At 43.2% G+C, this 12,645-nt stretch carries 11 protein-coding genes and 1 tRNA gene; 2 read left to right on the top strand and 10 right to left on the bottom strand.

Annotated features, from left to right (window positions below):
• Window positions 1-31: 31 nt before the first annotated feature.
• The 3 genes from HDCHBGLK_RS05920 to HDCHBGLK_RS05930 all read right to left on the bottom strand — a co-directional run bounded on the left by HDCHBGLK_RS05920 (window position 32) and on the right by HDCHBGLK_RS05930 (window position 6,083).
• A complete protein-coding gene (locus tag HDCHBGLK_RS05920) occupies window positions 32-4,177 on the bottom strand; it encodes a SpaA isopeptide-forming pilin-related protein (protein ID WP_004607981.1) in 4,146 nt (1,381 codons plus the stop codon).
• Between the two features lie 180 nt (window positions 4,178-4,357).
• Complete coding sequence (locus HDCHBGLK_RS05925; RefSeq protein WP_004607982.1) at window positions 4,358-5,302, bottom strand: ParB/RepB/Spo0J family partition protein; 945 nt, start codon at window positions 5,300-5,302, stop codon at window positions 4,358-4,360.
• Window positions 5,256-6,083 (bottom strand): ParA family protein, encoded by an 828-nt coding sequence (locus HDCHBGLK_RS05930; protein WP_004607983.1) that lies wholly within the window; start codon window positions 6,081-6,083, stop codon window positions 5,256-5,258. Before HDCHBGLK_RS05930 ends, HDCHBGLK_RS05925 begins: the two co-directional genes overlap by 47 nt.
• A gap of 161 nt (window positions 6,084-6,244) precedes the next feature.
• Here HDCHBGLK_RS05930 and HDCHBGLK_RS05935 point away from each other — a divergent pair, with 161 nt between their 5' ends.
• Together HDCHBGLK_RS05935 and HDCHBGLK_RS05940 are read left to right on the top strand one after the other, a co-directional pair.
• The gene (locus HDCHBGLK_RS05935) at window positions 6,245-7,426 is read left to right on the top strand and encodes an IS91 family transposase (protein ID WP_039909242.1); all 1,182 of its coding nucleotides are present in this window, start codon (window positions 6,245-6,247) and stop codon (window positions 7,424-7,426) included.
• Between the two features lie 35 nt (window positions 7,427-7,461).
• Window positions 7,462-7,656, top strand: a complete 195-nt coding sequence (locus tag HDCHBGLK_RS05940) for a hypothetical protein (protein WP_004607984.1) — start codon at window positions 7,462-7,464, stop codon at window positions 7,654-7,656.
• 138 nt (window positions 7,657-7,794) lie between these two features.
• Here the strand turns inward: HDCHBGLK_RS05940 and HDCHBGLK_RS05945 are convergent, their stop codons facing one another.
• The 7 genes from HDCHBGLK_RS05945 to HDCHBGLK_RS05975 all read right to left on the bottom strand — a co-directional run bounded on the left by HDCHBGLK_RS05945 (window position 7,795) and on the right by HDCHBGLK_RS05975 (window position 12,641).
• Window positions 7,795-8,133, bottom strand: coding sequence for a hypothetical protein (locus tag HDCHBGLK_RS05945; RefSeq protein WP_004607093.1), 339 nt, complete (start codon window positions 8,131-8,133; stop codon window positions 7,795-7,797).
• Complete coding sequence (locus HDCHBGLK_RS05950; RefSeq protein WP_004607094.1) at window positions 8,126-8,320, bottom strand: hypothetical protein; 195 nt, start codon at window positions 8,318-8,320, stop codon at window positions 8,126-8,128. Before HDCHBGLK_RS05950 ends, HDCHBGLK_RS05945 begins: the two co-directional genes overlap by 8 nt.
• Window positions 8,321-8,691: 371 nt before the next feature.
• A tRNA-Arg gene (locus HDCHBGLK_RS05955) sits at window positions 8,692-8,768 on the bottom strand.
• A 190-nt stretch (window positions 8,769-8,958) separates the two neighbouring features.
• Window positions 8,959-9,837, bottom strand: a complete 879-nt coding sequence (locus HDCHBGLK_RS05960) for a DUF3881 family protein (RefSeq protein WP_004607095.1) — start codon at window positions 9,835-9,837, stop codon at window positions 8,959-8,961.
• A gap of 18 nt (window positions 9,838-9,855) precedes the next feature.
• Window positions 9,856-11,142 (bottom strand): serine--tRNA ligase, encoded by a 1,287-nt coding sequence (gene serS, locus HDCHBGLK_RS05965; protein WP_004607096.1) that lies wholly within the window; start codon window positions 11,140-11,142, stop codon window positions 9,856-9,858.
• A gap of 40 nt (window positions 11,143-11,182) precedes the next feature.
• Window positions 11,183-11,722, bottom strand: a complete 540-nt coding sequence (locus HDCHBGLK_RS05970) for a DUF4446 family protein (RefSeq protein WP_004607097.1) — start codon at window positions 11,720-11,722, stop codon at window positions 11,183-11,185.
• 4 nt (window positions 11,723-11,726) lie between these two features.
• On the bottom strand, window positions 11,727-12,641 hold the full coding sequence (locus tag HDCHBGLK_RS05975; RefSeq protein ID WP_004607098.1) for a ParB/RepB/Spo0J family partition protein: 915 nt from the start codon (window positions 12,639-12,641) through the stop codon (window positions 11,727-11,729).
• Window positions 12,642-12,645: the final 4 nt, after the last annotated feature.

Genomic DNA, 12,645 nt, shown 5'->3' on the forward strand with positions numbered 1-12,645 from the left:
CGATTGCAAGGATTGTTTTTACCTCCATGCTTTAATCCTCCTTTTTCTTTTTATTCTTAAAGCCAACAAAACCTAAGACACCAGCACCAAGCATGGAAACCGCCGCCAGCCCGATCCAGAGAGCAGGATTGAAGTCATCCCCTGTTTTCGGTGTTTCTCTCAGTTCGTTGTGCATTTCTACGGTAGCTGTTTCATCCACCTTGATGGTTACCTGCTTATCGGCAGGCAGGATATATCCAGAAGAAACACTGTCGCTGACCTCAGATACCGTGTATTCGCCAATTCGCAGACCTTCGATAAAGATCTCACCGTTTTTATCGGTCTTAAAGGTCTGGTCATATCCGTTTGTTCCTGTCACACGGAAGGAGAAGCCTTCTACCTTTTTGTCAGAAGAAGTTTTTACGATCTTCAAAGAGCCTTTCTGCGCTCCATTGATAAATCCAACACCTGCTTCGTTTTCAACCGTATAGACCTTTCCATCTTCCTCAATGGACACCGGATAAACATTCTCATCCAGCAGGAATCCTTCCGGCGCTGTCTTTTCACGGACAAGATATTTTCCATAGCGAAGGTTGCTCATCTGGTAAACACCATCGCCCAGTTCTCCCATTTCTCCCAGCAGTTCATCGCCGTCATCCAGTTTTCCGTCACCGTTTTTATCTGCATAAACTTCAAAAACAGCACCGGTCAGCTTATTGTCAGGATAATCTTCATCCACCTTTGTCAGCTCGATGCTGCCGGTAATAAACGCATTGACCAGTTCAATTTCCACAACCTCGTCTACCTTGCTGATGGTTACAGGAATTTCTTCATCGGAGAGTACATAACCCGTTGGGCTTTCAATCTCACGGATGATCCAGTTTCCATATGGCACTTTGGCAAAAGAAAAACTACCGTCATCTTCCGATGTGGTAGTTGCAATCGCTGTTTCGGTTGTAAATTCCTCGGTACCGGTCTTAAAGATACCGATAAGCGCACCGCCTAAAGCATTTCCATCCTCATCGGATTTCTTTCCACTGACAGATCCATAGATCAGATCATTTTCAATGGCTTCGCCCTCATTGGCAGTAATGGAAACGACAGCGGTTTCCTGACCGGCGTACTCGAAGACAACCGGGTATTTGGTTTCATTTTTCAGATAGGCCGCATTGGTATTGATTTCCTGTACATAATAGCTGCCCATCGGCAGGTCGCTGACTGCCTTACCGTGTCCATTCTCATCAAGGGTAATCACCTCGATCAGACCGTCAGCCGGAATGGTCGTTCCATCAGCGGCGGTCAGTTCCTCGGCTGCATAAAGCCCAAAGGAAACATCAAAGATCTCGCCGTTGTTTCCAACGCCATAATCCTCATCGACTTCAAGGCTCTTGGTCAGGTCAATTTCAACTTTCTGCCTTTCGTTGTAGAAGCTGGTGGAAGTTTCGGTCACCGCTACTTCCTGACCGGCATAGATAAGCTCAACCGAGTGAATTTCGTCATTGAGAACCATGCCATACGGAGCCGTGATTTCCTTTACTTCATATTTGCCAAGATACAGTTCCTTGCTGGTTGCCGTCCCGTCTGCACCTGTGGTAATGGTATCCACAACCTCGCCCTTAGAAGCCCGAAGAGTTCCATCCAGCGTATAGATGTCCTCGGCTGCGGTGATCTCATATACCGCACCTTCCAGACTGCCGACTGCAAAAACAGGCTGATACATTCCTCCGGCTTCCGTAACAGAGCTGAACACTTCACCGGACTTGGAAACGGTAATGGTTCCTTTCTGCGCTACGTTTTCCCTTACCACCTCAATGACGGTAATGCCGCTTTCCTCAGAAGAATCCTCCTGTACCACATCGAAATAGACGGGTTCATAGTTCAGAACATAGCCGTATGGAGCCTGTACTTCAACCAGGGAATATCCGGTTCCATACTCCAGTGTCTGCGGAGTGATCAGTTCGCCGTCTGCCGTAGTATAGAACGTGTCAATGGTTGTGACTTCCGGGTAAGTGAAAGTCATCGTTACCAGCTCGCCGTTCGGGTCATAGATCTGGAAACCGGCACCGGCATACGGGATGGTGTTGCCTGTTTCAGCGTCTTTCTTCACGATCTTGATATAGCTTTCAAAGTTGGCATTGTTGATGAGATAGCGGTAAATCTGTCCATCCGAATTGATAAACACATCAAACGGTTTCATCAGCTCACGGCCTTCCCAGCCGGATGTCTGCTTGACCGTATAGATCCCGTAGGGCAGGTCTTTTGTCTGGGCAAAACCATTCTCGTCACAAGTCAGAAGATCACGCTCACTGTCTTTGGCGTCGGCATAACTGTTTGCCGATTTCAAATAGACTTCAAATACTGCGCCTTCTTCGGGTGTTTCAATCTGGGTTTCTCCGTCATCGGTGTGTTTGATGATCGCAATCTTTCCCTTGATTACCTGTTCATTCACATCGTTGGCAGTGCTGTTCAGCTCTACGGTATAAAGCTCCGGCTCTGCCCCTACATGATGGATGGTTTCATCGAGCAGATAGCCTTCCGATGGGCTGATCTCACGGATACTCCAGTCATTGCCGCACACATAATAGTCTGTGGTAAACTGTCCGTTTCCGTCTGTGGTGTAAGTGTCAATCAGTTCCTCGCCCTTATAGATGCCATAAACTGCACCGGCAAGGGAAGCATCCCCCTGGGGTGTCCCGGTTTCAGCGTCTGTCTTTGTGACAGTTACATTGAATTTTTTGAGGATGTTGGTAAAGCTGCGCTCTGTGACCTTATTCCATTCCACCGGAGCGGTCTGGCTTGCCGGAACCACATAGCGGATGGCGGTATCTACTTCCTCAAGGACATACGGGGTATTGCCGCTGATCAGGATATTTTCAAATTTTGCCACACCCTCGGCATCGGTCACAGCATACTTATCTACCGGTAAGCCGCTTAATGATGTTCCGTAGAGGTGGAACGTCACGCCCTCAACCAGACTGTCCTCAGAAGTTTTTACAACCTCAAGGCTTCCTCTTTTCAGCGTATTGTTGAAGTTGACTGTGGTGGTCTTGCCGCCGATCAGCGTGATGGTCTGGGTTTCCTGCGGCTCATACTTATCAATGGACTGTTCCGTAATGGTGTAAGTGCCGGGGAACAATCCCTCCACAGTCAGATTGCCGTTTTCGTCTGTGGTAACGGTTTTGTTGAACTTCTCGCCCTTGATCGTAAAGGAAATACCTGCAACGACGCCATCTTCAGAAGTCTTTTTCAGTGCGATTGTACCGGTAGGTGTCTCCACATTCAGATATGCCTTTACTGCATCTGCATTTTCCACACCGGTCACAACATCCTGCAGGCTGGGATCACCATAGGCGATCAGTTTTGCGCTGCTGCTGACCGTTGGCACATTGCTTCTTGTGGCGGTGATCCTTACAGAACCGTCAAAGGCTGTTTCGGATGTGATCGTCAGCTTATTGCCGGATTTGGACACACGCACTTTACTGTCGGATGTGGCAAAGGAATAGTCAGCAAGGACACCATTGTTATCCGTCAGTGTCATAGTGTATTTCCCGTCCTGATAGGAAAGCTCTTTTGTGATGTCATCCGCACCACCCGACATAAAACTCGGAATGGTATTGTGTTTGGACAGCAGAGAAACGATCTGGTTATACACCTCAGCAGCACCGCTGTTGGGATAATTGGAACCAAAGTGCAGGCTGTACGCTTTCTGGCTGGTCTGCTGGTAAGCCCCTGTGGACTCACGGCATCCCGTCACAAATTCCCAGACAAGGGTCTGTGTGGCAAGCCATTTTTCATCATCACTTCCCGAAAGATGACTGCGGTTTCCCTGATAGCCATAGAGCAGGGCAAGTCCTACTGCTTTTTTCTGGCTGGAAGAAAGGGCATTCCATGTCTGGGAAGAATTTTTCTTGAGGGTATTGCCTGTTTTCAGCGGTACACCCGGCTGAATACAGAACGCATTATCACCGTCTACATACATACGGTACTTGTAACTGCCTGTTCCGCCTGCGGTATAACCGTCAAACACTGCACTGGAGTTATAGCGCATGGCATTTCCATTCCTGTCATAAGTGAAGTCAAAGGAAATCGTGCCAATATCTCCCGCAGCAAATGCTGTTGTCGCTGGCAGCACAGAGAAGGTTGTGACCGCAGCCATGACAAGGGCCGCAGCCTTTTTGAATAATTTGGGGAATTTCATACATTACCTCCTACTTTTTGTTTGTGAGTTTCTTTACTAACCGAAAAAAGCAGTCTATAACGATTGCCAATTTTTTCTTTCGGATAGTTTTGGTAGTAATTAGGGGGTGAGGTGTGGAGAGGGGGAAAGCGAAAATATGGCTATCCACACCAACAGGCAGACCTCGCCCTCGATGTGTGGCTATCGTTCCCGGTCTTTGTTTCGCTGCAGGTAGCGGTTGTAAAATTCCAGCGCCTTGACAACAAAATCCGATTCCCTGCCTCTGGGAACGCTCTTGGGAATGAGCTTGGTGATCCGTTCATCACGGAAAGCAGGTTTTTCCCTCTGGTTTGGCTTTTCTTCCTGCATGATCGACTGGATAACCTCATCTGTGAGTTTTCCGTCCTGCATGAACTTTTTCATTTTGATAGCCTGTGCAAGTGATGGGGTCGCATCGTTATACTGCATAGCTTCCAGAAGGGAATACTGCTGTTCATCGGACAGATAAGAGATTTCTACCGCCGGGCGAAAAGCAATCTGACGTTCATCTACCATCTGCAAAATTTCAGGAACAAGCTCGGTCAAGCGAATATATCGGAAAATCTGGTTTTTACTTTCACCAACCTTTTCGGCAAGTTCATCACTAGATTTTCTTCCTTGCAACTTGTTTCCCACTGGGGAACAAGTTAAATCTGTGCGCTGTCCTTGTCGATTCATTGCTTCCAGACGCATTTTATAGGCAAAGGCTTTCTCACTTGGTAAAATAGTTGATCTTTGCAGATTGGACTCCACCATCACAATAATGGCTTCGTCACGGGTCAGTTCCTTCACCTCGCATTTCAGAGTTTCAAGCCCGGCAATCTCACATGCCTTTTTGCGTCGGTGGCCGCTGATAAGCTCATACCGCCCATCCTCTTTCAGCCGAACCGTTGCCGGGGTCATCACTCCATTTCGCTTGATACTCTCAACAAGCTGTTCCATGTCCTCGTCCAGTAAAACTTTGAACGGATGATCTGGAAACTCGTCAATCTCCGCAATCGGAATGTCCCTTATCTTGCTCAGTTTGGCTTCCGCACGGCTTTCATCCGTCTGGAAAAGGTCATCGTATGCGGTCAGCTCGATTTTGTGTCCGTTGCTTCTCGCCAATTTCTGCCACCTCCTTTCCTAATTGTTCATAGGCAGCGGCTACCTTTCCGCTTTTGTCATAAGCAAAAATGCTCTTTCCCTCTGCGGTAGCTTCTACCGCACGGATAGAATGAGGGATTTCGGTATCAAAAACTTTGATCCTTTGCCCGTATGCACTTTTCACCGAAGCGGTAATTTCTTTTGAAATGTTGGTGCGGGGCATTACCATTGTCATCAGGATACCGTCTATCCGCAGTTTGGGATTGATCTGCCGCTTGACCATAGAAACCGAGCGAAGCAACAGCTCCAGACCTTTCGCTGAAAGATAGTGGGGCTGTGTTGGGATAACCACACTGTCAGCTGCCGCCAGAGCATTGATGGTGATCATGCCAAGAGAGGGCATACAGTCAATCAGTACATAGTCGTAATTCTTTTTGACCTCATTTACATAGGTTTTCAAGACACGCTCACGGCTCATGGCATTGATCAGCCTGACTTCAAAGCCAGACAGCTCAATATTAGACGGAAGCAGATCCACGCCCTCATGGTGATGCAGGATGCCTTGTGAAACATCAAAGGCTTTATCGTCAATAATGCTTTGCATCATGGTGGAAAGGGTTATAGGAATATCATCTGGTCTGCTGTACCCCAGGGCCATGGTTAAGTTAGCCTGTGCATCCGCATCAATCAGCAGAACTTTCTTTCCTTGCTTTGCCAGACTGACCCCCAGGTTGACTGCTGTGGTTGTTTTGCCCACACCGCCTTTTTGATTGGTCAGAGCAATCACTTTGCAATTTGACATAGGTGCATCCTCCTTTCTTTTAGATTTAGCCGCTTTGTCAGGGCGGCTATGTAAAGTTCCCCAGAACGTAAAAATAGTGTCTTCGACACTTCAACTCCCCTGCCCCTCAATCATGAGGGATAGGGGTTTCTTTTTGCTTCATTTTGCTTCATAATGGTCTTATGAATATCTTACAAAAAATTTTTATCGAACATTATGAAGAAATGATTTATCTTCAACATCCTCGTGATGCTATTGTTGAGAATGTAGAAAAAATGATTCATTGTGGCGATCCATCTTATGGTGGCGCCATGTATATTTGTCCCAATTGTGGTAATTTCAAATTTACTGCTTTTCGTTGTCATTCTCGCTTCTGTCCAACTTGTGGTAACATGTATTCCATTGACAGAACTACTGCTATGTCTTTTAAGATTATTGATGTACAACATCGGCATTGTGTTTTTACCATTGATGATTCTTTGCGGCCTTTTTTTCTTAAAGACCGTTCTCTTCTTAACTGCCTTTTTTCGGCAGTCAACAGCGTGATTTCTCGTATGTTCCATAAAGAAAATAAATCTGAATTATTTACTCCTGGATTTATTTGCGTCCTTCATACCTTTGGCAGAGATTTAAAATGGAATCCTCACATTCACTGCCTTGTTTCTGAAGGTGGTGTTGGTAATACTCTTTCCTGGCGACACTTCAAACATTTTAACTATCATTTTTTACGTGATGCGTTCCAAACTGCTCTTTTAAATGAACTCCATCAAAAAATAGGTCCAGCTTTCAAAAAAGTAAAATCTGCTATCTATGCAAAAGATAAAAATGGTTTTTATGTTCGCGCCATGCCTAACAAGTGTAATCCTTCTCAGGTTATCAAATATATCGGTCGTTATCTTGGCAGACCTGTTATTGCTACTTCTCGCATTGATTCTTACGATGGTGATTTTGTCACCTTCCATTACAACCGTCATGAAGACAATAAACTTATTACAGAAACTGTTCCTGTTTTGGAATTCATTGACCGCTTAACACAACACATCCCTGAAAAACATTTTAAAATGATTCGCTATTATGGTATTTACGCTCGTCACCGTAATTCTGACAATTTTTTACGAAAAGCCATTTCCAGAGAAAAACATAACTTTTTTCTTTCACTCAATAGGTGGCGTGATTCAATCTTACATTCTTTTGGTTACGATCCTTTAAAATGTCCGAACTGTGGAAAAACCATGCTATTTTTAGAACTATATTTTAATCATAATCCTGTTCCTTTGCATGAATTATACGAAAAGGCTATGCAAAAACATAGATGTCGTTCGCCTGCCTCGTTTTCATATCTTCCAAAACCTCTTTTCTCATGATAAACTCAATATATCTTAAGAACGGAGGCCACACTATGAAACGTATAACAGAAGCAGAACTCGCAAAGGAACTAAGGGAACAGTACATTAAAAATCCACCAGAAGGTATGACTTCTAAAGAAGTCCATGACATGAGTGACGACGAACTTCTGGATATGGATTATTTCTTACATGAATTTGATAACCTTGATGATGACGATTTTGGTGAAGAGGGCTTTTACATCTTTTAATCCAAACCGTCTGATTCACTATGCCCGCTTTTGAGCGGGCTATTTTAGTCCCCAAGTTCTCCGAAAGGAGAACTTTCCTATAAAGCAAAAAAGCCGACTGGTTTTTATACCAATCGGCTATGTAATAATTCTCCATATTCAGTTCTTAACCTTTGCAGCAAACAGCTCCCGTATGTTATCTGTATCCCACTGATCTGGAAACAGCACCGCCATAATCCGAAAAGCATCGTAGAGTCCTGCTATATATGCGTGGGTGGCATATTCACAATCTTCTTTGTCCCGGCACTCCAATAGGTGGTTGCAGACTTCCCGTTGTTCCTTTGTTAAATCCAACCGGAGATACTCCATTTCCGCAATTCCTTCGTTTTCAGAGTCTTTCTGATAAGTCATATCTGCTTCCAATAGTGAACGGATTGTTTGCTCCCGTAGTGTTTCAACAGCTACTTTGAATAATTCTTTTAGGTCTATTTCATTCATCCTGCCCTCCCACATAAACTGTTTTTATTTTTTTGAGAGGAGCATTGATTACCTTAAAAATCAGTTCATCGACACAATCTGTATATCGGCCTTGTTGGATCAACAGATTTTTCAATTCTACAAGGCTTTGAAGTAAAAGACTTCTATCGTGGCTATCCACATAAACATGAAATGTTTTTTCTCTCATACGATGCACCTCCTTACAGCATCATTATACGAGAAGCGCTGTACCCACTCAAATATGCCAGCAAAAGGACGGAATAAACTTCAAAAAAAAGCCTTTTACTCGGTAACATTCGCCCATCCAATTAGCAAGGCTTTTTGCATGATTTTTCGGCAAATTAGCAGGAGAGGCAATTTGATTAGCAAAAATCGAGAATTTTCTGCTAATCATTAGCAAGCTAATCGGTGACAAAAATCAATCGTTCGAGTTAAGCAAGGTTGCTTCCGATTAGCAAAAATGCTTCCTGCTAATCGCTGTTTGCTATTTGTTCTATTTTCCTCGGAAAATAGAAAACGCCGAAAACCTTGAAAAATCAACGTTTTCGGCGGAGTTTTTGGCGTCGCTAAGAGGATTTGAACCTCTGACCTACCGCTTAGGAGGCGGTCGCTCTATCCAGCTGAGCTATAGCGACATCTAGAAAATCTATATTTAATTTTACTTGTTACCTGTTCCCTTTGCCTCCAAGGTGTATGTTTCAACACTTTCTTAGGAGGCACTTGTTATATCCATTTAACTAAGGGAACATGTACTATTTTGTTTATTTACTCAGGAGAGCACCTTAGTGCCCTCCTATTATACTTCAAACTGGTATCAATTGTCAATTACTTAAAATTAATCCTTCCCTGCATCCATATATTTCCTTTGAATCTTCTCCCCACTGCAGGCTCTCCTACTACGTCCTTTACAGGCACGCATACGTCAAAAGTCAGTTCATTGACCTCCAGCTTCATGATATACAGTTCCTCTTTTGTATACTCATTTTCCATCTGCTGGAATTCAAGAATCTCTCCCATGATAGAATAACAGTCGCATTCCACCCCATAGGGCATGATATATGTATCCACAATACTGAATACATCTTCGCTTATCAGCCTTCTTGATACTTCTGAGTATGTATCAATATCATCGAGAGTCAGGCTTTCAATTGCCACGGGGTCGCCGCTTTTGGCCGCGCTTAAGAGCATCATCCTGTTATGCGTCTCCTCCTGCTGTCTCTTTTCCTGCTCCTTATCCTTTGATACAGGGAACAAGACTGTTCCCCCATTACAAAGGCCTGACAAAGTCACGGAAGTATATTTGATGCTGTTTTTGGACAGTTGTTTTTCCTTTAAATATTCCACCGTATTCTGAAGGTAGAATATCAGGCTGATTCCTATCTTGATATCTTCGCATATCCCTACATATGCTTCCCGGTCCATTCTTCGCTCTACAAAAACATCTGCATGAGAGGTTATTCCTGTACCGAAAAAGTATGGATAGTAATATTGACGGTCAAACCATTCATCTATATCCATGTCGCCGCATAGGGCCAGGCCTATTCCCGCGCCAAACTCTTTCTGGTATTCGCAGAAGTCCATTTCGTCTCCCCTGGATATAAGGTTATGCTGGGTAAATGACTCTTCTGTCAGCCTTAGGATTGCATTTAATTCTCTTTTGCTTTTGATATTTCCAAATCCAATTGCTTTCAGGTATTGATGCATATCATATTCCTTACAAAATTATTTTTTAGGTATGAGTCTTGTAGTTCCACCCATATATGGCTGTAAAACTTCCGGAATCTTAACGGATCCATCTGCCTGAAGATTATTTTCAAGGAATGCTATCAGCATTCTCGGAGGCGCAGCTACCGTATTATTCAGCGTATGTGCGAAATATTTGCTATCCTCGCCTTTTACGCGGATTCCAAGTCTTCTTGCCTGGGCATCCCCGAGATTAGAGCAGCTTCCCACCTCAAAATATTTCTTCTGTCTTGGGGACCATGCTTCTACATCGCAAGATTTTACTTTCAGATCTGCCAGGTCACCGGAGCAGCACTCAAGAGTACGTACAGGAATATCCATTGAACGGAACAGATCTACCGTATTCTGCCATAATTTATCGTACCACATCTTGCTTTCTTCCGGCTTGCAGACAACTATCATTTCCTGTTTTTCAAACTGGTGAATTCTATATACTCCACGTTCCTCGATTCCATGAGCGCCTTTCTCCTTACGGAAGCATGGAGAATAACTGGTTAGTGTCTGTGGAAGCTGGTCTTCTGTAAGCATAGTATCAATGAATTTTCCAATCATGGAATGCTCGCTTGTTCCGATCAGATATAAGTCTTCTCCTTCAATCTTATACATCATGGCATCCATTTCGGCAAAACTCATAACACCGGTAACTACATTGCTGCGGATCATGAATGGCGGAATACAGTAGGTAAATCCGCGGCCAATCATAAAGTCGCGTGCATAAGACAGCACAGCAGAATGAAGCCTTGCAATATCTCCCATCAGATAGTAAAAGCCATTTCCCGCAACCCTTCCTGCACTCTCAAGATCGATTCCGCTAAAACTTTCCATGATTTCTGTATGGTATGGAATCTCGAAATCTGGTACCACCGGCTCGCCAAACTTCTCTATTTCAACATTTTCGTTGTCGTCTTTTCCAATTGGTACGGAAGGATCAATGATATTCGGAATCGTCATCATGATCTTCTTAATCTTTGCTTCAACGTCCTTTTCTTCTGTGGAAAGAGATTCTAATCTGTCAGCATTCTCCTGAACCTTTTTCTTTAATTCTTCTGCCTCATCTTTCTTTCCCTGTGCCATGCATGCGCCGATTTCCTTAGAAATCTTATTCCTGTCAGCACGAAGCGCTTCTACTTCCTGCTTAATATCCCTGTTTCTCTTATCCAATTCCAGCACTTCGTCAACTAATGGCAGTTTTTCATCCTGAAATTTCTTTTTAATATTTTCCTTTACTACATCAGGATTCATTCTTACAAATTTAATGTCTAACATATATATATCCTCCTCATTTCTTATATATTATCTCTTTATCCTATTTTCCTTTAATATTTTTAGCGTCTATATCGTAGGCATCCTTGAATATAGCCTTATCAAGCGCTTCTGCCTCTTCTTCCGCTAATTCTACATAACTTTCTCCCTTTACGATCTCTTTAACATAGGTGTAGCAGCCCTCTCTGCTGTGCATAGCGTTAATGACCCATCCGCTATTATTGCCATCCAGCATTGCCAGCGCAAAACTTAATTTGCCACCCATTTCATTAAAAGCGTCATATTTGACAATTCCTAATTTCTGATAATCGTTCTCCATCTTTTTGCTGATTTCCCTGATATCAAGACGGTTCTGCTTGGTAATTTTAAGGATGGCATCTACCTCCGAGAACTTGTCCTTCATGCTCTCTTCTAAAGTCTTTCCATCTTTCCCACGCATAAACGAGGCATAACTACTTTTTAATCTATTATACTTCATCGTCACGTTCACGTATAGCACAAACAGCACGACAATCAAAATCAGTATGAACAGGAAAATGAATGCCGGATCTATTGCTAATTTCTTAAGTATACTACTTTCCATATATTTATTCTTCCCTTCTAATACTCATTATCATATCGAACACACGTTCTAATTCTTTATCCGAATAATATTCTATCTCTATCTTACCTTTACCCTTTCCCTTCGAAGCTATACTTACTTTTGTCCCCATAACTTCTTTCATCTTCTCTTCCAGGTCATTGTAGATAAATACGTGTTCGATCACCTTCTTTTCTTTTGGTTTTTTGGGGTTCTTAATATCTTTTATAAGTTTTTCTGTCTCACGAACGCTTAACTTCTCGTCAAATATTTTATTTGCCAATATGTATTGCTGTTCTTTATCATCTATAGCCAGCAATGCTCTGGCATGTCCTGTAGATATCATATCGTCTATGATCATCTGCTGCACTTTATCATTTAATCTTAGGAGACGCATAGAATTTGTTACTGCTGTCCGGCTTTTCGATACTCTCTCAGCTACCTCATCCTGTTTTAAGCTGAACTCTTCAAGAAGTTTCTTGTATGCCATAGCCTCTTCAATCGGATTCAGATTTTCCCTTTGAATATTTTCTATCAATGCTATCTCTACTATTTCCTGTTCAGAATAATCTTTTATAATTACTGGCACTTCTTTTATACCAGCCAATTTTGCTGCTCTCCATCTTCTCTCACCGGCAATTATTTCATAATAATCCTTATTCTTCCTCACCAACAAAGGCTGTAATACTCCAAATTGCTTGATAGAATCCGCTAATTCCAGCAGCGCATCTTCTTCAAAATTCTTTCTTGGCTGATCTCTGTTAGGCTCAACCATATTAATCTTCATCATTTGCTCTCCAGATTTTAATTCTGGCTGCTTCACCTGTTCTGTCGATATATCCGGATTAGCAGGTTTTACATTTCTGTTGTTTGGAATCAGGCTGTCAAGTCCTTTTCCCAGTCCTTTTTTATTTACTGCCATCGCA

This window comes from [Clostridium] scindens ATCC 35704, from assembly GCF_004295125.1.
GTDB lineage: Bacteria > Bacillota > Clostridia > Lachnospirales > Lachnospiraceae > Clostridium_AP > Clostridium_AP scindens.

Coding starts and splice junctions, on each gene's coding strand:
- HDCHBGLK_RS05920 (WP_004607981.1), bottom strand. CDS start 4,177: ATGAAATTCCCCAAATTATTCAAAAAGGCTGCGGCCCTTGTCATGGCT.
- HDCHBGLK_RS05930 (WP_004607983.1), bottom strand. CDS start 6,083: ATGTCAAATTGCAAAGTGATTGCTCTGACCAATCAAAAAGGCGGTGTG.
- HDCHBGLK_RS05935 (WP_039909242.1), top strand. CDS start 6,245: ATGAATATCTTACAAAAAATTTTTATCGAACATTATGAAGAAATGATT.
- HDCHBGLK_RS05940 (WP_004607984.1), top strand. CDS start 7,462: ATGAAACGTATAACAGAAGCAGAACTCGCAAAGGAACTAAGGGAACAG.
- HDCHBGLK_RS05945 (WP_004607093.1), bottom strand. CDS start 8,133: ATGAATGAAATAGACCTAAAAGAATTATTCAAAGTAGCTGTTGAAACA.
- HDCHBGLK_RS05950 (WP_004607094.1), bottom strand. CDS start 8,320: ATGAGAGAAAAAACATTTCATGTTTATGTGGATAGCCACGATAGAAGT.
- HDCHBGLK_RS05960 (WP_004607095.1), bottom strand. CDS start 9,837: ATGCATCAATACCTGAAAGCAATTGGATTTGGAAATATCAAAAGCAAA.
- serS (WP_004607096.1), bottom strand. CDS start 11,142: ATGTTAGACATTAAATTTGTAAGAATGAATCCTGATGTAGTAAAGGAA.
- HDCHBGLK_RS05970 (WP_004607097.1), bottom strand. CDS start 11,722: ATGGAAAGTAGTATACTTAAGAAATTAGCAATAGATCCGGCATTCATT.
- HDCHBGLK_RS05975 (WP_004607098.1), bottom strand. CDS start 12,641: ATGGCAGTAAATAAAAAAGGACTGGGAAAAGGACTTGACAGCCTGATT.